This window comes from Zhouia amylolytica AD3, assembly GCF_000511935.2.
GTDB lineage: Bacteria > Bacteroidota > Bacteroidia > Flavobacteriales > Flavobacteriaceae > Zhouia > Zhouia amylolytica.
The window spans coordinates 136,796-158,528 of sequence record NZ_AYXY01000020.1 but is presented as its reverse complement, the minus strand read 5'-3'; the positions used below and the strand labels follow the sequence as shown (position 1 = coordinate 158,528).

General features: G+C 36.3%; 15 protein-coding genes. 10 read left to right on the top strand and 5 right to left on the bottom strand.

Annotated elements, in window-relative coordinates:
• Positions 1-18: 18 nt before the first annotated feature.
• Positions 19-1,284, top strand: a complete 1,266-nt coding sequence (kynU, locus tag P278_RS09690) for a kynureninase (RefSeq protein WP_038265903.1) — start codon at positions 19-21, stop codon at positions 1,282-1,284.
• A gap of 80 nt (positions 1,285-1,364) precedes the next feature.
• Here kynU and P278_RS09685 read toward each other — a convergent pair whose 3' ends face one another.
• A complete protein-coding gene (locus P278_RS09685; protein ID WP_038265900.1) occupies positions 1,365-2,390 on the bottom strand; it encodes a glutamine synthetase beta-grasp domain-containing protein in 1,026 nt (341 codons plus the stop codon).
• 269 nt (positions 2,391-2,659) lie between these two features.
• Here P278_RS09685 and P278_RS09680 point away from each other — a divergent pair, with 269 nt between their 5' ends.
• From P278_RS09680 to P278_RS09670, 3 genes are all read left to right on the top strand, one after another.
• Positions 2,660-4,846, top strand: a complete 2,187-nt coding sequence (locus tag P278_RS09680) for a glutamine synthetase III family protein (protein ID WP_038265895.1) — start codon at positions 2,660-2,662, stop codon at positions 4,844-4,846.
• A gap of 243 nt (positions 4,847-5,089) precedes the next feature.
• A complete protein-coding gene (locus tag P278_RS09675; protein WP_038265893.1) occupies positions 5,090-6,268 on the top strand; it encodes an AIR synthase related protein in 1,179 nt (392 codons plus the stop codon).
• Positions 6,269-6,524: 256 nt separating this feature from the next.
• A complete protein-coding gene (locus tag P278_RS09670) occupies positions 6,525-9,077 on the top strand; it encodes an adenosylcobalamin-dependent ribonucleoside-diphosphate reductase (RefSeq protein WP_038265889.1) in 2,553 nt (850 codons plus the stop codon).
• A gap of 55 nt (positions 9,078-9,132) precedes the next feature.
• Here P278_RS09670 and P278_RS09665 read toward each other — a convergent pair whose 3' ends face one another.
• Positions 9,133-9,786 (bottom strand): ATP-binding cassette domain-containing protein, encoded by a 654-nt coding sequence (locus tag P278_RS09665; protein WP_038265887.1) that lies wholly within the window; start codon positions 9,784-9,786, stop codon positions 9,133-9,135.
• Between the two features lie 423 nt (positions 9,787-10,209).
• Here P278_RS09665 and prfA point away from each other — a divergent pair, with 423 nt between their 5' ends.
• The 3 genes from prfA to P278_RS09645 are packed head-to-tail and all read left to right on the top strand — an operon-like array spanning position 10,210 to position 12,946.
• On the top strand, positions 10,210-11,283 hold the full coding sequence (gene prfA, locus P278_RS09655; protein ID WP_038265881.1) for a peptide chain release factor 1: 1,074 nt from the start codon (positions 10,210-10,212) through the stop codon (positions 11,281-11,283).
• A gap of 48 nt (positions 11,284-11,331) precedes the next feature.
• Positions 11,332-12,156, top strand: coding sequence for an orotidine-5'-phosphate decarboxylase (pyrF, locus tag P278_RS09650; RefSeq protein ID WP_038265878.1), 825 nt, complete (start codon positions 11,332-11,334; stop codon positions 12,154-12,156).
• The gene (locus P278_RS09645; protein ID WP_038265877.1) at positions 12,143-12,946 is read left to right on the top strand and encodes an ABC transporter substrate-binding protein; all 804 of its coding nucleotides are present in this window, start codon (positions 12,143-12,145) and stop codon (positions 12,944-12,946) included. Before pyrF ends, P278_RS09645 begins: the two co-directional genes overlap by 14 nt.
• Positions 12,947-13,536: 590 nt before the next feature.
• Here P278_RS09645 and P278_RS09640 read toward each other — a convergent pair.
• Entirely contained in the window at positions 13,537-14,235 is a 699-nt protein-coding gene (locus P278_RS09640) for a DUF4197 domain-containing protein (protein ID WP_038265875.1), read from the bottom strand.
• Positions 14,236-14,400: 165 nt separating this feature from the next.
• On the opposite strand from P278_RS09640, the gene P278_RS09635 reads away from it, so the two are divergent.
• Complete coding sequence (locus P278_RS09635; protein ID WP_038265872.1) at positions 14,401-17,844, top strand: methylmalonyl-CoA mutase family protein; 3,444 nt, start codon at positions 14,401-14,403, stop codon at positions 17,842-17,844.
• A gap of 164 nt (positions 17,845-18,008) precedes the next feature.
• Positions 18,009-19,406, top strand: coding sequence for an alpha/beta hydrolase (locus tag P278_RS09630; protein WP_038265869.1), 1,398 nt, complete (start codon positions 18,009-18,011; stop codon positions 19,404-19,406).
• Here the strand turns inward: P278_RS09630 and P278_RS09625 are convergent, their stop codons facing one another.
• Complete coding sequence (locus P278_RS09625) at positions 19,407-19,811, bottom strand: hypothetical protein (protein ID WP_038265866.1); 405 nt, start codon at positions 19,809-19,811, stop codon at positions 19,407-19,409. It lies immediately after the preceding gene.
• A gap of 114 nt (positions 19,812-19,925) precedes the next feature.
• On the opposite strand from P278_RS09625, the gene P278_RS09620 reads away from it, so the two are divergent.
• Positions 19,926-20,381 carry an Lrp/AsnC family transcriptional regulator gene (locus tag P278_RS09620; protein WP_038265863.1) on the top strand — a complete coding sequence of 152 codons (456 nt, stop codon included), beginning with the start codon at positions 19,926-19,928 and terminating at the stop codon, positions 20,379-20,381.
• On the opposite strand, the gene P278_RS09615 is transcribed toward P278_RS09620, so the two are convergent.
• Complete coding sequence (locus P278_RS09615) at positions 20,373-21,647, bottom strand: MDR family MFS transporter (RefSeq protein WP_051413505.1); 1,275 nt, start codon at positions 21,645-21,647, stop codon at positions 20,373-20,375. The two genes, P278_RS09620 and P278_RS09615, sit on opposite strands and share 9 nt — an antisense overlap.
• Between the last annotated feature and the right edge of the window lie 86 nt (positions 21,648-21,733).

The following is a 21,733-nucleotide window of genomic DNA, read 5'->3' as shown; positions in this document are numbered from 1 at the left end:
AATTAAAAAAGGATAAGGATGCAATTTGAAAATACCAGAGCATATGCCGCGAGCCTGGATCGTCAGGATGAACTATTGAAATATCGTAATGAATTCATTTTTCCCAAAGTGAATGGGAATGATGTTATTTACTTTACAGGAAATTCTCTTGGGTTACAGCCAAAAAATGCTAAAAAGTATGTTGATGAAGTGATGCAGGATTGGGCAGAACTGGCTGTGGAAGGGCACTTTTATGCTGAAAAACCATGGTGGGACTACCATGAAAGATTAGCAGCTCCTTTAGCCAGGGTGGTAGGGGCAAAAACAGATGAGGTCACAGTGATGAATACGTTAACCGTGAATCTTCACTTGCTTATGGTTTCTTTCTATAATCCCAGTGCTGCCAGGTTTAAAATTATATGCGAAGAAAAAGCGTTTCCTTCAGATCAGTATATGTTGGCGAGCCAGGTGCGTTTTCATGGGTACGACCCAAAAGAAGCTATAGTGGAGATAAAGAAGCGTCCGGGAGAGAATTTTTGGCGCGAAGAAGATGTTTTAGCTAAGATTGAGGACGTCGGTGATGAATTGGCATTGGTGTTGATTGGTGGTGTGAATTATTACAACGGACAGGTTTTTAATATGAAAGCCATTACCCAGGCAGGGCACAAGGCAGGAGCAATTGTTGGTTTTGATCTTGCCCATGCAGCAGGTAATATTAAATTAGAACTTCATGATTGGAATGTAGACTTTGCAGCTTGGTGTAGTTATAAATATATGAATTCCGGACCTGGAAATGCATCTGGGATTTTTGTTAACCAAAGACATTTAGGGAAGAAAGATATACCGCGATTTGAAGGTTGGTGGGGTCATAATAAAGACCGTAGATTTCTTATGGAGCCGGAGTTCGATCCTATGCCAAATGCAGAAGCCTGGCACCTTAGTAATGCTTCAATATTGTCTTTTGCACCGTATTTGGCCTCGCTGAAAATGTTTGATGAGGTTGGGATGGATGCCCTGGTAGAAAAAAGTAAATTGTTAACTTCTTATCTCGAGTTTATTTTAAAGGAGGTCGACAAGAATGTGGATGCCTCGTTTGAAATTATTACACCGGAAGATCGCGGATGCCAACTCTCAGTGTTTTTACACGGAAAGGGACGTGAGATATTTGATTACCTTATGAAAAATGGAGTAATTGTAGACTGGAGAGAACCCAATGTGATTCGGTTAGCTCCTGTGCCTTTTTATTGTTCTTTTGAAGATATGTTTACGTTTGGCGAAATTTTGAAAAAGGGGTTGACGTCTTAGTATTATTTTGTGTGAATATAAAAAAAGAGCCGGTTATTTAACCGGCTCTTTTTTTATTATAATAGCTTAAAACGTAGTAATTATGCAGTAGCAACTTCTACTTCAACATTCTTTACAGTTTCAATGATTCTTCCAGCTACTTTGTAAGGATCTGCATTTGATGCAGGACGTCTGTCTTCTAACCATCCTTTGTATCCTTTCTCTACAGTGATAATAGGGATTCTTATTGAAGCACCTCTATCTGAAACACCGTAGCTAAAGTCATTGATTGAAGCTGTTTCGTGAAGACCTGTAAGACGTTCGTCGTTGAATTCACCGTAAACCTCAATGTGTTCTTTAGTAACAGGACGGAATGCTTCACAAACTTTATCGTAGATTTCTTTAGAACCACATGTTCTAAGAAGCGTGTTTGAGAAATTGGCGTGCATACCTGAACCATTCCAATCACCTTTAACTGGTTTTGGATGGTATTCAATATAGTATTGATATTGTTCAGCTAGTCTGTCTAATAAATATCGTGCAACCCAGATTTGGTCACCCGCATTTTTTGCACCTTTTGCAAAAATTTGGAATTCCCATTGTCCACAAGCTACTTCCTGGTTGATACCTTCGAAGTTAAGTCCAGCCTCGATACAAAGATCAGCATGCTCTTCTACGATGTCTCTTCCGTGGGTGTTTTTCCCTCCAACAGAACAATAGTAAAGACCTTGAGGTCCAGGGTATCCACCAACAGGGAATCCTAAAGGAAGCTCTGTTTTGGTGTCCATGATAAAATATTCTTGTTCAAATCCGAACCAGAAGTCATCATTTTCATCGTCAATCTGAGCTCTGCCGTTCGTCTCGTGTGGTGTTCCATCTGCATTTAGAACTTCAGCCATAACAAGGTATCCGTTCTTTCTCGCTGGATCTGGATAGATAGCAACAGGCTTTAAAAGACAGTCTGAATCTCCACCTTCAGCTTGTTTGGTAGAAGAACCGTCGAAAGACCATATCGGGCAGTCTTCTAGTTTTCCACTAAAATCTTCTTCAATCTTCGTTTTACTTCTCATGTTTTGAGTTGGATAGTAACCATCCAACCAAATGTATTCGAGTTTTGCTTTACTCATATTTTGGCGGTTTAAAAATTGAACACTAAATACGATGCAAATATAAGTTATAGAACAATATACGCATTAAAATTAGGGGGTGTATTTTTAATTTTCATGTAATTTTTATTATTACCCCATTTTAGAAGGGGGTGTATTGAGATTATTGGTATTTTTGAGGCTTCATATTGAATATTTTTTAATAATGCCCATTTTAAATGCTTGAAAAATTGTAACTTACATTTGTCTTATTGGAGAATGTTTTAATAGAAATACAAAACTTATATAATATGTCAAACATCAGATTAGAGGCGATCAAAGAGACCTTTAACAGAAAACCTCTTGAAGTTGCCGAACAGGGAAAACGTTCAGATTTGTTTCAGGTGAATGTTTTTAACGAAATGTCGATGCGTCAATTTATGACCAAAGAGGCTTTTACCTCTGTAATGGATGCCATCGTCCATGGAAAGAAAATAGATCGTAAAATAGCTGATCAGGTAGCTTCAGGTATGAAGGCATGGGCATCCAGTAAAGGAGCGACGCATTATACGCACTGGTTTCAACCATTAACTGGAACTACAGCAGAAAAGCATGACGCTTTTTTTGAAACTCAAAGTGATGGACAAGCGATTGAAAAGTTCGGGGGAGGACAGTTGGTTCAGCAAGAACCCGATGCGTCTAGTTTTCCAAGTGGTGGAATAAGGAATACATTCGAAGCAAGGGGGTATACTGCCTGGGATCCAACATCTCCTGCTTTTATATATGGAACGACGTTGTGTATCCCTACCGTGTTTGTTTCTTATACAGGAGAGGCTCTCGATTATAAAGCACCTCTGCTAAGGGCTTTGCAGGCTGTTGATCAAGCAGCAACCAGCGTTGCTAAATATTTTGATAAAAATGTAACGAAGGTTAATGCTACTTTAGGTTGGGAGCAGGAATATTTCCTGATCGATAAAGCGCTTGCCTATTCCAGACCGGATATAGTTCTTTCAGGGAGGACTCTTTTAGGGCATTCACCGGCTAAAGGACAGCAATTGGATGATCACTATTTCGGTTCCATTCCAAGTAGGGTGATGAGTTATATGCGCGAATTGGAAATGGAGTGTTTGAAGCTTGGAATTCCTGTAAAGACAAGGCACAATGAAGTTGCGCCGAATCAATTTGAATTAGCCCCAATTTTTGAGGAAGCCAATTTAGCTGTTGATCATAATACATTATTGATGGATGTTATGGATAAGACGGCAGATAAGCATAACTTAAAGGTGTTATTTCATGAAAAACCATTTGCAGGAATAAATGGTTCGGGAAAACATAATAACTGGTCTTTGTCTACGAACACAGGAGTGAATTTGTTGGCGCCCGGATCTACTCCAATGAAAAATTTGCAGTTCCTTACCTTTTTTATTAATACCATAAAAGCAGTTAATGAGCATGAGGAGTTGCTGCGAGCGTCAATAGCTTCGGCTACCAACGATCATAGATTGGGGGCGAATGAAGCTCCGCCGGCAATAATTTCAGTGTTTATTGGAGCCCAATTAACCAAAGTGCTTGATGAGCTGGAAGATGTTTCTAAAGGTAAATTATCTCCACAGGAAAAAACAGATCTCAAGCTTAACGTTGTAGGTAAGATTCCGGATGTTCTGCTTGACAATACAGATAGGAATAGAACTTCTCCATTTGCTTTTACAGGTAATAAATTTGAGTTCAGAGCTGTAGGGTCAAAGGCAAATTGTGCAAACCCCATGACGGTGCTGAATACGATTGTTGCCAAGCAATTAATGGAATTTAAAAAAGAAGTAGATGCACTTGTAGCAAAGAAAAGCCTGAAAAAGGATGAGGCTATCTTCAATGTATTACGAGAGTATATTAAAGCCTCTAAGAAAATCAGGTTCGAAGGAGATGGATATAGTCTTGTCTGGGAGAAAGAAGCGGGTAAAAGAGGATTGAGCAATAATAGGAAGACCCCTGAAGCTTTAAAGGCGATGGTGAGTAAAAAGACCATTGAGCTTTTTGAGGAAATGAGTGTGATGAATAAAATTGAATGTGAAGCTCGACATGAAATAGAACTCGAAGAGTATACCCTTAAAGTACAGATAGAAAGTAGGGTACTGGGAGATATTGCAAGAAATCATGTTATCCCAATTGCAATCCGATATCAAAATACCTTAATTGATAACGTAAGAGGTTTAAAAGATATCTTTAGTAAGGAGTATAAAAAGTTAGCTTCAGAGCAAATGGATTTAATAGAGCATATATCGTATCATATAGCTGAAATTAACTCCAGTGTTAGCGCGATGATAGAGGAGCGTAAAAAGGCAAATAAATTAGAGAAATCACAGATTAAGGCAGATGCATACTGTGAAAAAGTATTGCCGTTCTTTGATACGATTAGGTATCATTGTGATAAATTGGAATTGATGGTTGATGATGATCTTTGGCCATTGACAAAATATAGAGAAATGTTGTTTACTAAATAGTGTAAGACTAATTAATTAGATATGTTTTTATCTGTTTTTTTAATGGCTTTGTCGATTTAGAACCTGGTTAGTAGGAGTTGTGGAAGATGTTTTAGTATCTTTAGCTTGCTATTAATCAATATAATATTGTGGGTCAAGGATATTTTGTCCTAACCAAAAAAAAGGGAAGTAATTCCCGAAAGCACGTAAACTTTTGTTTGCGTGCTTTTTTTTAATATGTACTTTTGTGCAAACAATATAATTATGGGTTCGGATATAAGTAAAAGATATAGTCAAAGAGGAGTTTCGGCATCCAAAGAGGATGTGCATAACGCTATTAAAAATGTAGACAAAGGGCTCTTTCCTAAGGCTTTTTGTAAAATAGTGCCAGATTATTTGACAGGTGATGACGAATATTGTTTGATTATGCATGCGGACGGGGCTGGGACCAAAAGTTCGCTAGCGTACATGTACTGGAAGGAAACAGGGGATGTTTCTGTTTGGAAAGGGATAGCTCAAGATGCGCTAATAATGAATATAGATGATTTGCTGTGTGTAGGGGCTGTTGATAATATCCTGCTTTCTTCAACCATAGGTAGAAATAAGAACCTGATTCCCGGCGAAGTTATTTCAGCAATTATTAATGGTACAGAGGAGTTGATTGAAGAATTGAAAGGCTTCGGTGTTGAGATTCATTCAACAGGTGGTGAGACGGCTGATGTAGGTGATTTGGTTAGGACTATTATTGTAGATTCTACCGTGACTGCAAGAATGAAGCGTGATAATGTTATAGATAATGCTAATATCAAGGAAGGTGATGTTATTGTAGGCTTGGCCTCTTATGGTATGGCGTCTTATGAAAAAGAATACAATGGCGGTATGGGGTCTAATGGGTTAACCTCTGCTCGTCATGATGTTTTTAATAAATACTTGGTAGGGAAATACCCGGAAAGTTTTGATGCAGCGGTACCAGAAGAATTGGTGTATTCCGGTAACGTTAAATTGACCGATGATGTAGAGGGTGCGCCTGTCGATGCAGGGAAATTGGTGTTGTCGCCAACCCGTACCTATGCCCCTATAATTAAAAAGGTTTTGTCAAAATATAATGCAAATGATATTCATGGGATGATTCATTGTAGTGGTGGAGCTCAAACCAAAATACTCCATTTTATTGACAACCTCCATATCGTAAAAGATAATATGTTTGATGTGCCGCCTTTGTTTAAATTAATTCAAGAGCAGTCTAAGACAGATTGGAAAGAAATGTATCAGGTTTTTAATTGTGGACATAGAATGGAGCTTTATGTTGATGAGTCAATTGCTTCGGATATCATAAGTATTTCTGAATCTTTTAATGTAGATGCAAAGATTGTAGGTAAGGTTGAAGCTTCTGATAAAAAGAAGTTGACTATTAAATCTGTATACGGTACCTTTGAGTATTAGAATATAATTGGAAGCGTTATATGTAAAGACACAGTGTGATGCAGTGTCTTTTTTTATGAATTTATTTTAATTAAATTTTACAAAAAATTTAAAAACTTGTAAACTTTTCGATGTTTATAAATTTACAAAACACTGTTAATCAGATATTTAAGTTCTTTAATTTGTTCACTTTATGATATTTGTCATGATTTAGTTTTATTTTTTGTTTACTTTTATAGTGTGTAAATCAAATTAGTCTCACCTAAAACCTAATGCTATGAAAGTGACAAAGGCAGCTTTGCCAAGTAAGACCTATTCTCAAGAAGAAGCTTATCAGGCTTCGTTAAAATACTTTAATGGTGATGACCTGGCTGCTCGTGTCTGGGTTAACAAATACGCCTTAAAAGATTCTCAGGGGAATATTTACGAATTGACCCCTGATGAAATGCATAGAAGAATTGCTAAGGAAATCGCCAGAATTGAGGTGAAATATCCGAACCCCATGTCTGAAGATGAAGTTTATGAGCTTATTAAAGGTTTTAAATATATAGTTCCTCAGGGTAGTCCCATGGCAGGAATCGGTAATCCTTTTCAAATAGCTTCTCTGTCCAATTGTTTCGTTATTGGTAATGAAGGGATGTCTGATTCTTATGGGGGAATTATGAAGATCGATCAGGAGCAAGTTCAATTAATGAAACGTCGTGGAGGTGTTGGTCATGATCTGTCTCATATACGCCCGAAAGGCTCTCCTGTTAAAAACTCAGCATTAACATCTACAGGGTTAGTGCCTTTTATGGAGCGTTTTTCGAACTCTACAAGGGAGGTGGCTCAAGACGGAAGAAGAGGTGCTTTGATGTTGTCAGTGGCTATAAACCATCCGGATGCCGAAGATTTTATCGATGCTAAAATGGAGCAAGGTAAAGTAACTGGTGCCAATGTTTCTGTCCGTATTGATGATGAATTTATGCGAGCCGTCGAATCAGATAGTATTTATACTCAGAAATTCCCGGTTTATAGTGATAACCCAAAGGCAACAGTAGATATTAAAGCAAAAGTTCTTTGGGATAAAATAGTGCACAATGCATGGAAGTCTGCCGAACCAGGTATTTTGTTTTGGGATACCATCATTCGTGAATCAGTGCCTGATTGTTATGCAGATTTAGGCTATAATACAGTTTCAACGAATCCGTGTGGCGAGATTCCATTGTGTCCTTACGATTCTTGTCGATTGTTAGCTATTAATTTGTTCTCTTACGTAGAGAAGCAGTTCACTAAAGAAGCGAAGTTTAATTTTGAACTCTTTGCGAAGCATGTGGCGTTTGCCCAACGTATAATGGATGACATAATCGATCTTGAGTTGGAAAAAATAGATGCTATACTTGCTAAAATCGATGCAGATCCGGAAACTGATGAAGTTAAATTAGTGGAGCGTAATTTGTGGCTGAATATTAGAACCAAGGCCATGGAGGGTAGAAGAACAGGAATTGGTATCACTGCAGAAGGAGATATGCTTGCAGCACTGGGGATGCAGTACGGAAGTGATGAGGCTGTAAACTTTTCAGTTAAAGTTCATAAGACGATTGCACTGGAGGCATACAGGGCTTCGGTGAATACGGCAAAAGAGCGCGGGGCCTTCAGTATTTTTAATTCGGAAAGAGAAAAGAATAATCCATTCATTCTTCGTTTAAAGGAGGCAGACGATAAACTGTATTATGAAATGTTGGAGCATGGAAGACGAAATATAGCGCTACTGACCATAGCACCGACAGGTACCACAAGTTTAATGACCCAGACATCATCGGGAATTGAGCCCGTATTTTTGCCTGTATACAAAAGAAGAAGAAAAGTAAATCCTAATGATAAAGATGCCCGGGTTGACTTTGTGGATGAAGTAGGAGACTCTTGGGAGGAGTATACCGTTTTTCATCATCGATTTAAGGAGTGGATGACTGTAAACGGATACAGTACAGAGAAGAATTATACGCAAGTGGAATTGGATGAATTAGTAAAAAAATCTCCATACTATAAAGCGACTTCTAACGATGTAGACTGGTTGAGTAAGGTACACTTGCAAGGAGCGGTTCAAAAATGGGTAGATCATTCCATAAGCGTAACTATTAATATGCCGAACGATGTTTCAGAAGAACTCGTGGGTAAACTATATTTAGAAGCTTGGAAGTCTGGATGTAAAGGGGTGACGGTTTATCGTGATGGATCGAGGTCAGGAGTGTTGATTTCTAACGAAGAAAAGAAGGATGATGAACAAGATACCTTGACTCATTTTCCAACTGACAGGCCTAAAACATTAGAAGCAGATGTCGTTCGCTTCCAAAATAATAAAGAGAAATGGATAGCATTTATTGGGTTGATAGATGAAAAGCCATATGAGATTTTTACCGGTTTAGCAGATGATGAAGATGGTATTCACATACCTAGATGGGTAGAAACCGGTCTCATAATTAAAAATAGAGATGAAAAGGGAAATTCTCGTTATGATTTTCAGTATCAAAATAAAAGAGGATATAAAACTACCATTGAAGGGTTGTCTCAAAAATTTGACCCCGAATACTGGAACTACGCTAAATTAATTTCAAGTACACTTCGACATGGTATGCCTATTGAAAAAGTGGTAGATTTAATAAATAGTCTGCAATTAGATAGTGAGTCTATTACAACCTGGAAGAATGGTGTAGCAAGAGCATTGAAAAGGTACGTTCCCGATGGAACCGAAATTAATGGACAGAAATGTACCAATTGTGGTGGCAAGAACTTAATTTATCAGGAAGGTTGCCTGACATGCAAGGATTGTGGGTCCTCTAAATGCGGATAATTTTTGTTTTCAATACTATAAAAAAACCTCTCTTTTAAAGAGAGGTTTTTTATGTCTATAGTTTATTTACGTAATTATAGTCTTCCAGTTGAGTTAATTGGTTTATAGGAATCGAACAACCATTTTTTATCAGGAAAATAAAATCAGAAGTATTGACAATATGTGCATACATATGATCTGTAATTAGAATCCCTTTATTTTTCTTCTCTTGATGAATAATGTCAATTAAAGTTTCAATATAAACAGGGGTGATATGTGAGAATGGCTCATCTAAAAACACAAAGTTTGTTTTGCTTTTAATAATCAGGTAGACTTCAATAATTCTTTTTTCACCTCCGGATAATAACTTGAAGGTGTCTGTTTTGTGCTTTTCTAGCAGAGGAAAAAGAGTGACGAACTTATTCCAGTCGACATTGAATAGTTTAAAAGCCCTATAGACTTTAAGGTCATCCGGCATAAAATGGTGCTGGGGCAGGTATTTTGCCTGGTTCTTACTATAAAGTGGCCTTAGGTGTGGTTTTTTATTTATTCTGATTAGTTTTCTCTCCGGACTCAAATATCCAAATAGCACAGCTAATAAGCTGCTTTTTCCGGAACCATTGTTTCCCAGTAATCCGGTAATCTTCCCTTTTTCAATTTTAATGTAAATGCCTTTGAGGACTTCAAGGTTCTCAAAGCTTAGTTCTATGTTGTCCGCTTCAAGAATCATATGAATAAGTTGTAAAGACTTTTGCAAATGAAGGTGAGGATGATTTCTATCGCGAAAACGAATACAAATAAATAGCGAACTCCTACACCCAGGTTAAGGTAAAAAACAAGCTTTTTTTTAAGCGTGGTTTTTGTGTAAAAGAACCATAAGAGACAAATTAATAAAGCTTTTAATCCAATAATTTGTAGTGAACTCGAATTGCTCCATAGCATGAAAAGGTTGATTATTAACGATGATATTATAAATTTTTGATAAAATAGAAATATAACAGCTGTTCGGTTCATATTATAAATTTAAAAGAATGTCTTATTTAAAAGTGGATATTTTAAACATTTTTCATTTTTGTTTATATTTCATATGGAACCCAGTCCGTAATATGTTCTTAAAAAATTGTACTTTTGCTGGGCATTTAGAATTGCTTTTATGTTAGATAGATTAAATATAGTTAAACAGAGATTTGATGAGGTTTCGGACCTTATTATTCAGCCAGATATCATTGCAGATCAAAAACGTTATATACAGTTAAATAAGGAGTACAAAGACCTTAAAGAAATTGTTGATAAACGTGAAGAGTATATTCTCCTTACCGGAAACATCGAGGAAGCCAATGAAATAATTGAAGATGGTAGCGATGATGAAATGGTGGAGATGGCCAAAATGCAAATGGAAGAAGCCAAGGAAAAACTTCCTCAATTAGAGGAAGAAATAAAATACATGCTTATTCCGAAAGATCCCGAAGATGCAAAGAATGCTGTAATTGAAATACGAGCAGGAACAGGTGGTGATGAAGCATCTATTTTTGCAGGTGACCTTCATAGGATGTACACTAAGTATTGTCAAAGTAAAGGTTGGAGTGTAAATGTGGTTGATTTCAACGAGGGTACTTCAGGAGGCTTCAAGGAGGTTATTTTTGAAGTAAATGGTGAAGATGTTTACGGTACTATGAAATTCGAAGCTGGGGTTCATCGTGTGCAAAGGGTGCCGCAAACAGAAACGCAGGGTCGGGTTCACACAAGTGCGGCTACCGTAATGGTTTTACCTGAAGCTGAAGAGTTTGATGTTGAATTGAATATGAGTGATGTTCGAATTGAAAGAACAACCTCAACTGGTCCTGGAGGTCAGAGTGTAAACACTACCTATTCGGCAATTAAGTTGCATCACGAACCAACAGGTATTATCGTGAGTTGTCAGGATGAGAAATCTCAACATAAGAACTTAGAAAAGGCGACTAAAGTGTTGCGTTCACGTTTATATGAAAGAGAGCTTCAAAAGAAAATGGAAGCAGATTCTGCCAAGCGTAAAAGTATGGTTTCTAGTGGTGACCGAAGTGCCAAGATTAGAACGTATAATTATCCGCAGGGTAGGGTAACCGATCATAGAATTGGACTAACACTATACGATCTTTCCAAAATAATGGATGGAGACATACAGAAGTTTATTGATGAACTTCAGTTGGTGGAAAACACCGAAAAATTAAAAGAATCAGACGTTTTTTAAATACACAAACCTTGAGTAAATTCAAGGTTTTTTTATAATATTTTTTGAATGACAACCGAGCAACTTGTAGAGCAAATTAAGCATAAAAAATCCTTTTTAACTGTTGGGCTGGATGTAGATCTGAATAAAATCCCTAAACATTTATTGGCGACTGAAGATCCGATCTTTGAATTTAATAAAGCTATTGTAGATGCTACACATCATGTAACAGTTGCTTATAAGCCTAACACTGCCTTCTATGAGGCATATGGAATCGATGGGTGGAAGTCCTTAAAAAAGACCATTGAGTATATCAATGATGCCTATCCAGAAGTATTTACGATTGCTGATGCAAAAAGGGGTGATATTGGAAATACCTCTACAATGTATGCCAAAGCATTCTTTGAAGATATGAATTTTGACAGTGTTACAGTAGCACCCTATATGGGCAAGGACTCTGTAGAACCGTTTTTGAGTTTTGAGGATAAACACACCATCTTGTTGGCACTAACATCAAACCAGGGCGCTTTTGATTTTCAGACTAAAGAAGTCGATGGGGTTACATTGTACAAACGGGTGTTGGAAACTTCAAAAGAATGGAAGAATAGTGAAAATTTAATGTATGTTGTGGGCGCAACCAAAGCAGAATATCTTGGGGATATCAGAAAAATTGTTCCCAATAGTTTCTTGTTAGTTCCCGGAGTTGGCGCTCAGGGAGGTAGTTTGTCTGAGGTGTGTAAATATGGTATGACTAATGAGGTCGGTTTGCTGGTAAATTCTTCCAGAGGAGTTATTTATGCTTCCAATGGAGAAGATTTTGCTCAGGCAGCTTGTATAGAAGCTGAAAAACTTCAGCAACAAATGAAAGACATCATGACCGATGCAGGTATTTAAAGATCAGTTAGATCGATTTATTTATCTTAAAGGGAGCCCGAAAAGAATTGTTTCCTTAGTACCTTCCCAAACCGAACTATTGTATGATCTTGGTTTGGGAGACCAAATTATCGGACTTACAAAGTTTTGTGTACATCCAAAAGATTTTAAAAAAAGTAATACGATTGTAGGGGGAACCAAGCAAGTTCGGGTTAAAAAAATCGCCGATCTTAAGCCCGATATTATATGCTGCAATAAGGAAGAGAATACCAAAGAAATGGTTGAGGAGTTAATGAAGATAGCCCCTGTTCATGTATCTGATATCAATACCTTATCAGATAGCTTATCACTAATGAGACAATACGGTGAAATTTTCAACTGCGATGTGGTAGCTCAGAAACTAATACAGGAAATAAGAGAAAAGCATAAACAATTCACCACTTATGCCTTAGAGCAGCCTCCGGTTAAAGTAGGGTATTTTATATGGAAGGACCCTTGGATGGTAGCAGCTGACAATACTTTTATAAATCATCTTTTAGAGATGAATAATTATAAAAATGTATTTTCCGGACTTGTAAGATATCCGGAAATAAGGAAAGAAGATCTTGAAAACTTTGAAACTCCGGATGTGGTTTTTCTTTCCTCAGAACCATTTCCCTTTAAAAAAGAACATATGGCGACCGTCAAAGAAATGTTTCCAAAATCAAAAGTTAAATTGGTTGATGGAGAATATTTCTCTTGGTATGGATCAAGGCTGAAAAGCGCTTTTGATTATTTCCTGGAATTACGAAAGCAATTAGAGATTATATAAATAAAAAAGGGTGCATTGCACCCTTTTCTAAACTAGCTAACTCTAAATAATTATAAATGTGAGAACAAATTATTTACTTGCAAAGATCTTCTTTTAAATCTAAATTGATGTTAATTATTCGTTAGTTATGTATTAAAATATTCGAATACAAACACCAGTATTTAAATTGTTAAAACTGTATGAAATATCCAACGGCAGATTTTTAATTATATTGTATAGATATCCGAAAAAGATTCATTTTTCTAGTAATTATTATTTTCTGTTCTGATTTTTCCACAAACTAAATATAACTGCTATAGAGAATAATATTCAAAACTGATGTTTGAATAGCACGCTGACAGGTAGTTCATTACAGATAAGAAGTAAGTCAGGAATTATATATAAAAGACAAGTTAATTACCTGCTAAAAGAATATTACCTGCCAATTTAAAGTTGTCTAGGCCCGGTGCAACAGTATAGATAGAGTATAGATAAAGTATGGATAAGGTATGAATAACCCATGTATGAGCTAAGGCAACATTATAGGTAAACTATCAAAGACAGTATTCATTAGAACCCGTCTTTGATAGTCATTATAAGATACAATATGATTAATCTTGTAAGGCAAATACTTGTTGTAGTAAAGCTGTGGATCTCGAAGAAATGTTATTTCTAATTTTATTTTCTTCAAAGGCGATCATAGTGAAAACACCTTGCATAGTTTCACCGGTAACATAATCAGGTAGATCAGTATTCACAGGAACCGTAAGGGGTAGCGCGTTATATTTTTTAATAATCGTACTCCATATTTGAGTAGCTCCGACATTATCCAGTGAACTTTTTATTACCGGATTAAATTTGCTGTATAATTCATTGCTGGTTTTCTCCTCTAAATAAAGCGTGGCTGCATTATCGGGTCCCATTAAAATATTTTTCGCATCATTAAAGGTCATTTCCTTTACCGCATTGGCGAATATAGGGGTTCCTTCCTTCACAGCATTTTCAGCTGCTCTATTTAAAACCTTTAACCCCTCATCTGCCAGACTCGATAAGCCAATCTTTCTAAGGGTTTTGTCAACCTTTTGTAATTCTTCTGGTAATATGATTTTTACTAAATCATTTTTGTAAAACCCATCTTCTTGAGTGAGTTTAGAAACCTGTTTATCAATGCCTTGGTCCAGAGCCTCCTTAAGACCCGTGGCTATTTGATCGTTACTTAGTCCAGCGCCAGGTAATTGATTAACTACTTGCTGTAACTCTGAACAGCTATAAGTGGTGATAATTAAAAATAAAGCAATTAGCTTTTTCATAAGATTTAAGGGTTTTTATTTTCGAGTGGATCAAAGATAAATAAAACTGACAGTATACCATGTTAAGTATTGATTATCTGGAAACGCCCTTATCAAACCTTAAATAAGAGGTTAGTTTTTTGCATTTTACGTAAATTGCAACGATTAAAACTTATCATAACACACATGACACACACTAAAAAACCATATCAACCAAAGAACAAAATACGGATTGTTACTGCTGCTTCACTTTTCGACGGCCACGACGCTGCAATTAATGTGATGAGAAGGATTATTCAGGCTACTGGAGTTGAGGTAATTCATCTCGGACATGACAGAAGTGTTGAGGAAGTTGTTAATACAGCTATTCAGGAAGATGCAAATGCCATCGCAATGACCTCCTATCAAGGTGGACATAATGAATATTTTAAGTATATGTATGATTTGCTTCAAGAAAAAGGAGCGGGTCATATTAAAATTTTTGGAGGAGGTGGTGGAGTAATTCTGCCAGAAGAGATTAAGGAATTAATGTCGTATGGAATTACCAGAATTTATGCTCCTGATGATGGACGGGAAATGGGATTGCAGGGCATGATTAATGATCTTATTGAAAAGTCCGATTATCCAATCGGTGATCAGTTGGATGGAGAGTTAGAAGTACTGAAAGATAAAGAGCCTCAAGCCATTGCGCGTTTAATATCATCAGCAGAAAATTTTCCGGAAATAGCCCAACGATTTATTGATGAGATTCACAAAAGGAATGAAAGTGTTAATGTTCCTGTTCTGGGTATTACCGGTACTGGGGGTGCAGGTAAATCTTCGTTGGTAGATGAATTGGTTAGAAGGTTTTTGCTTGACTTTCCGGATAAAACGATAGGAATTATATCGGTAGATCCCTCTAAAAGAAAAACTGGAGGAGCTCTTTTAGGAGATAGGATTAGAATGAATGCCATTAATGACTCTAGAGTTTACATGAGGTCTTTGGCTACTCGTCAATCCAATTTGGCCTTGTCCAAACATGTGGCAGAAGCTGTAGAGATTCTAAAGGCGGCTAAATATGATTTAATTATTTTAGAGACTTCTGGAATTGGACAGAGTGATACCGAAATCCTTGATCACTCTGATGTTTCACTCTATGTGATGACGCCTGAGTTCGGAGCGGCTACCCAGTTAGAAAAAATTGATATGTTAGATTTTGCCGATCTGGTGGCTATAAATAAATTTGATAAAAGAGGGGCGCTGGATGCATTAAGAGATGTTAAAAAACAATATCAGCGAAACCACAACCAATGGGAGGTGAAAGTTGACGACATGCCTGTTTTTGGTACAATTGCTTCACAGTTTAACGATCCAGGTACCAATACGCTATATAAGGCTATTATGGATAAAATAGTGGAGAAAACGAAAGCTGATTTAACTTCAACTTTCGAAATCTCGAAGGAGATGTCCGAAAAGATCTTTGTAATACCACCAAATCGAACTAGATATTTATCTGAAATTTCCGAGAATAACAGAGGGTATGATAAAACCGTAAGCGATCAAGTAGAGGTAGCACAAAAATTATACGGAATTTACAGAACCTTGTGTACAGTAATCGACAAGAAGGCTTCACATCAGTGGATTACCAAAAACGGTATAGATGAAACAGCAATTTTGAAGGAAGCTATTGAAGAGGATAAGGGATTTGTAAATCTTTTAATAGCACAGTTTAATAAAACCAAAATGGATTTTGATCCATATAATTGGGAAGTTATAGTTGGTTGGTATGAAAAAGTGAATCGTTATAAAGATCCTATTTATTCATTTAAGGTTAGAGGCAAGGAAATAAAGATTCAAACACATACAGAGTCACTTTCTCATACATCAATACCCAAGGTAGCCTTACCGAAATATACGGCTTGGGGAGATGTGTTAAAGTGGGTCTTACAAGAGAATGTGCCAGGAGAGTTTCCTTATACCTCTGGATTGTATCCTTTTAAAAGAACAGGGGAAGATCCAACAAGAATGTTTGCTGGAGAGGGAGGTCCTGAACGAACCAACAGGCGTTTTCATTATGTTAGTTTAGGGATGCCAGCTAAAAGGCTATCAACAGCTTTCGACTCAGTTACACTATATGGGAATGATCCGGGATTACGACCTGATATTTATGGTAAGATTGGTAATTCCGGGGTCTCAATATGCTGTCTGGACGATGCGAAAAAACTGTACTCAGGTTTTGACTTAAGTCACCCTTTAACCTCAGTTAGTATGACCATAAACGGGCCTGCGCCGATGTTGTTAGGGTTCTTTATGAATGCTGCCATTGATCAAAATTGTGAGAAATATATTTTAGAAAACGGCCTTGAAGAGGAGGTTCAGACTAAAATTGAATCAATTTATAAAGAAAAAGGGGTTAAAAGACCTGTTTATAATGGAGAATTGCCGGAAGGGAATGATGGTTTAGGACTGATGCTTTTAGGAGTTACCGGTGATGAAGTTTTGCCTTTAGATGTTTATAATTCAATTAAAACCGAAACTTTATCTAAAGTTCGAGGGACTGTTCAGGCAGATATTTTAAAAGAAGATCAGGCTCAGAATACCTGTATTTTTTCTACTGAATTTGCTTTAAGGTTAATGGGAGATGTTCAGGAGTACTTTATCGATCAGAACGTTCGGAATTTTTATTCAGTTTCAATTTCAGGTTATCATATAGCAGAGGCAGGAGCGAATCCAATAACACAGTTGGCTTTCACATTGGCAAATGGATTTACTTATGTGGAGTATTATTTAAGTCGAGGAATGGATATTAATAAGTTTGGTCCGAATTTATCCTTCTTTTTCTCCAATGGTATTGATCCGGAATATGCAGTTATTGGTAGAGTCGCCCGAAGAATATGGTCTAAGGCCCTGAAGTATAAATATGGGGCCAACGAGCGAGCCCAGATGCTTAAATATCACATTCAAACTTCAGGTAGATCACTTCATGCTCAGGAAATAGACTTTAATGATATAAGAACAACTCTTCAGGCCTTATATGCTATTTATGATAATTGTAATTCTTTGCATACTAATGCTTATGATGAGGCTATAACTACTCCTACAGAGGCATCTGTTAGACGAGCAATGGCTATTCAGCTCATTATTAATAAAGAGTTAGGATTGGCTAAAAATGAGAATCCTATACAAGGGGCATTCATTATAGAAGAACTAACTGATCTGGTTGAAGAAGCCGTTTTAACAGAGTTTGATAGACTAACAGAAAGAGGAGGAGTTCTTGGGGCGATGGAGACCATGTATCAACGTTCTAAGATACAGGAAGAGAGCCTCTATTATGAGACACTTAAACACACTGGAGAGTATCCAATCATTGGAGTAAATACTTTTTTAAGTTCAAAAGGATCCCCAACGGTAACACCAGCTGAGGTTATAAGGGCTACAGAAATAGAGAAAAGAGATCAGATTAAAACGCTTGAGAATCTACATAAAGCCAGAATGAATAAGGCAGATCATGCTCTGAAAAATGTTCAGGAAGCAGCGGTTAACAACAGAAATATTTTTGAAGAATTAATGGAGGCTACTAAAATATGTTCCCTCGGTCAAATAACAAAAGCCTTGTTTGAGGTAGGAGGGCAATACCGAAGAAATATGTAATAAAGAAAAATGATTATGTATATGATGACAAAGAGGTTGTTAAAACAACCTCTTTGTGTTTAGTGTAATTAATGATTCTTGACTATTTTAATAAGAAATTTTATGCAATTTATTTGATGGAATAATATTTGATGTAACTTTAAAAACAGAAAATGTATTCATACATGAAAAAACAGCTATTCTTTTTAATATGGCTTTTAGTCTTTTATGCAGGTAATGCCCAGTCTTCGAAATATATAAAAGGAGAAGTCAAAGATTCTGTTAGGATTAATAATGCTGATGCAAGTGAAACTTACGCATCGTATGTTCCATCCGCTTATGATGAAAGTAAAAGGTGGCCTGTGGTTTACGTTTTTGATCCATCTGGAAATGGACAAGAAGCCATTAAAAGGTTCACGGCTGGTGCAGAAGAGTATGGATACGTGGTCATAGCTTCCAATACTGTTAAAAATGGCAGTTATCAGGAAAACTTTATGAAAATAAGTAAGTTGTTGAATGATGTGAATGCTTCTTTTTCTGTGGCACCCGATAGAATTGTTTTTGCAGGTTTTTCTGGTGGAGCAAGACTTGCTACCTCTTCAGCCGTTCTTGCAAAGAATATTTCCGCCGTAATTGGTTGTGGGGCTTCTTTCGATATTGGGGGTGAATATATGCCCGTTAAAAATACCTTTATGTATATCGGACTTATTGGTGATGAAGATTTTAATTACATAGAAATGCTTGATGGGATTTATTATTTGAATTCCCGGAACTTCGATTCGGAACTTTTTTTCTTTAATGGAGGGCATGAGTGGCCAAATGAAGAATATATTTCAAAAGCTTTAAGAACGCTTACCGTAAAATATATGGCAAAAGGGTTGGTCACGAGAAATGAATCGCTTTTGGAACGATGTTTTCAAAAGGATTTTAATTTTGCAGATGAACTCTATAACAAAGGTGAACTAGTAAATAGTTATGAGGCCTTTGAGGCTTTAATTGAAAATTATAAGTTTTTTAAAGAGGTAGATTCTTTGAAGGATAAGATGAAGGAGATTAAACGAAGTAAGTTGTATAAAGCACAATTGAGTGAATATAGAAGGGTTTATCAGGCAGAAACCTTATATAGAGAGGATTACTATTCATTTTTGCCCGGAGATATTGAGCTAGCCGATACCAGGAATTTAACTTATTGGTCTGATGAGATTGAAAAAATTAATGAGTTAGAAAAGAGTCCGAAGCTTGAAAATCAAAAAATGGCTAAGCGATTAAAAGGTTTGTTGGGTGGTTTAGCGAAAATGTATGAAAATCAATTAATACCCGAGACTCAGGCAGAAAGCTTATTGTTCATAAATATTTTTTATACTTTACTTACCCCTGATAAAAATGAACCTTATTTGAAAACGGTACAGCTATCAACACTATTAGGGAAATATGATATGGCCTTGTATTATCTTGAAGAGTTACTGAAGAAAGGGTATAAAGATGTAGCTGTATTAGACAATTTAGAAGGAATCGCTCTGTTAAGAATTAGTACCGAATATAATGATTTATTGACCAAATATAATTTAAGAACAAGGTATTGATTATTTTTCCAGAAGTTCTTTTTCCCATTTGAATTTTTCCTTAGAGAAAAGCGATATTTCACGCCTTAAAAGGTGTATGTAATCTTTAGCCTGAGAATAATTGTACTCTAAGTATTCGCAATAACTGTTTAATTTTGATATAGCTTTTTCTAAAGATTTAATGTGTTTTCTTTTACTTGAATACTCTTTTGAGATATGAAGTTTAATTATTTTTTGAGATAAAGACATAGATTCCATAACTAAGTAAGCGGAGTAGTTGTCCTTTTTGATCTCTGAATTGTGTAAATGTAAAATGGATTGATCGTCTCCTACATAGCTGGCAATAGCTCTACTGATACCAAAAATATTAATGGCTTTTTTGTAGATTTCATGTTGAGTAATGCTATTTGAGTTGTAACCTGCCATATTAATCTTCTTTTAATCAAAATTACTACGAGTTGGTAATTTTTAGCCTTATATTTGAATGTAAAATCATGTATATGATTTAATTTTTAAATCAAAATTCAAAATTATATTTAAATGATAAAGGATGATGTTAATTGGGCGATTCTTATGTTACTGCAAGAAAATGCGAGGTTGACAAATGCAGAAATAGGTAGACGTGTGGGACTCTCATCTCCGGCAGTTTCGGAACGCATAAAAAAAATGGAGGATTTAGGTGTTATTAAGGGGTATAGAGCAGATATAGCTCATACAACTACAGGACACCGACTAAAGGCTATTATTACATTAAAGGTGTTTACTGGCAGGTTAAAACCATTTTTAGAGGTAGTGAAGGGTTATAAGGAGGTAATAAACTGTTATAGAATAACTGGCGTTGAAAATATAATCATGGAGGTTATTCTTTATGATCAGCAGCATTTAGAGGAATTTATAGACCGGGTAATTCAATACGGTGAAACAAAGACGCATATCATTCTTTCAAATGTAGTTGAAAACCGGCCTATATCTGGGAGGAGAAGAGTTTTAAAGTGATTTGACCTCTGCTACGGACTCTTCTTCTGTGTACTCCTCTTTTGTGCGCTCTTCCTCTGTACGCACTTCAGCTTTTATTTTTTTTCTTAATACAATAAGTAAGAGGCAGCAGACTAATCCAAGTGCCGTCATTACATACCAGGTAGTCTCAAAACCATATTTTTCTATAAGTTGCAAGCCTGAATTATGACCGAATATATGGGAAAATGAAAAGGCAATACTGTATAGTGCCATGTATTCACCGGCATTTCCTTTTTTAGCTCTTTTTAAAGCGAAGGCATTTGAAAAAGGAAAAGCAATCATTTCACCTAGAGTCATAAATAACATCCCAAACACAAGAATCCCTATCCACTCACTCATATTGAGTAGTAGCATGCTAATGGTTGTTAAAAATGCTCCAAATAGCATATTGGCTATATTGGACCAGGTTTTGGTTTCAAAAAATTTAACTAAAGGCATTTCAAATAAAAAAATCACAAAACCATTCATTCCTAATAATAAACCAATTTGGTCTTCGGACATCCCATGAACTTTTTCATAAAAAATAGGAACAGTCGAAAAATACTGTAAAAAGATAAACCCAAATAAACCCATTGCAAAAAAGAAAATCCAGTAAGGGTAATCTTTGTATGCAGACTGTGGATTTTCTACAGTCTTAACTTCATCAATAATCCTGGCTTTTTTAGGGTTCAGGATGTATAGAAGTAAAATTCCAGCAAAGAAGCAAGTTATACCATCTATCCAAAACAAACCTGCATATCCCAGGGTAGTAATGATAATACCACCTACCGCAGGACCAACCGAAAAACCAAGGTTTATAGCCAACCTGATAAGTGTTAAAGATCTTGTTTTGTTTTTTGGTTTACTATATGCATTCAATGCTACGAAAATAGCAGGTCTAAAAGCATCTGCAACAAGTATAGTTATAAATACTCCGAAGCAAATACTCCAAAACGATTGATAGAATTGCAAGGAAATAAACATTAAACTTGATAATATAAGGCTTCCTGCCATTACTTTGTAATAACCAATGGTGTCTGTTAATTTTCCTCCAAGCCAAGATCCTGCAACTGAACCCAAACCGAATGCTGTCATGATCCACCCAACATCACCCAAGGTAAAATTTAAACTCTTGGTTAGGTATAGCGATAAAAACGGAATTACCATTGTGCCGGCTCTATTTATCAAAGTGATTAATGCCAACCACCATACTTCTTTTGAAAGGCCATTGAAAGAAGCAATGTAGCCTTGGTAGATTTTTTTCATGGTTAATTAATTATAATAGATTGAATAAAAAAGGCCCGGCAAAATTTGCCGGGCCTTCATGTTTTTATAATGAGTTTGTATTCAAC

Excerpts from the sequence above, each read along its gene's own strand:
- P278_RS09635 (WP_038265872.1), top strand. The coding sequence starts at position 14,401 with ATGACACACACTAAAAAACCATATCAACCAAAGAACAAAATACGGATT.
- P278_RS09680 (WP_038265895.1), top strand. The coding sequence starts at position 2,660 with ATGTCAAACATCAGATTAGAGGCGATCAAAGAGACCTTTAACAGAAAA.
- P278_RS09630 (WP_038265869.1), top strand. The coding sequence starts at position 18,009 with ATGAAAAAACAGCTATTCTTTTTAATATGGCTTTTAGTCTTTTATGCA.
- P278_RS09615 (WP_051413505.1), bottom strand. The coding sequence starts at position 21,647 with ATGAAAAAAATCTACCAAGGCTACATTGCTTCTTTCAATGGCCTTTCA.
- P278_RS09620 (WP_038265863.1), top strand. The coding sequence starts at position 19,926 with ATGATAAAGGATGATGTTAATTGGGCGATTCTTATGTTACTGCAAGAA.
- P278_RS09645 (WP_038265877.1), top strand. The coding sequence starts at position 12,143 with ATGCAGGTATTTAAAGATCAGTTAGATCGATTTATTTATCTTAAAGGG.
- P278_RS09625 (WP_038265866.1), bottom strand. The coding sequence starts at position 19,811 with ATGGCAGGTTACAACTCAAATAGCATTACTCAACATGAAATCTACAAA.
- P278_RS09640 (WP_038265875.1), bottom strand. The coding sequence starts at position 14,235 with ATGAAAAAGCTAATTGCTTTATTTTTAATTATCACCACTTATAGCTGT.
- P278_RS09675 (WP_038265893.1), top strand. The coding sequence starts at position 5,090 with ATGGGTTCGGATATAAGTAAAAGATATAGTCAAAGAGGAGTTTCGGCA.
- kynU (WP_038265903.1), top strand. The coding sequence starts at position 19 with ATGCAATTTGAAAATACCAGAGCATATGCCGCGAGCCTGGATCGTCAG.
- P278_RS09685 (WP_038265900.1), bottom strand. The coding sequence starts at position 2,390 with ATGAGTAAAGCAAAACTCGAATACATTTGGTTGGATGGTTACTATCCA.
- P278_RS09665 (WP_038265887.1), bottom strand. The coding sequence starts at position 9,786 with ATGATTCTTGAAGCGGACAACATAGAACTAAGCTTTGAGAACCTTGAA.
- pyrF (WP_038265878.1), top strand. The coding sequence starts at position 11,332 with ATGACAACCGAGCAACTTGTAGAGCAAATTAAGCATAAAAAATCCTTT.
- prfA (WP_038265881.1), top strand. The coding sequence starts at position 10,210 with ATGTTAGATAGATTAAATATAGTTAAACAGAGATTTGATGAGGTTTCG.
- P278_RS09670 (WP_038265889.1), top strand. The coding sequence starts at position 6,525 with ATGAAAGTGACAAAGGCAGCTTTGCCAAGTAAGACCTATTCTCAAGAA.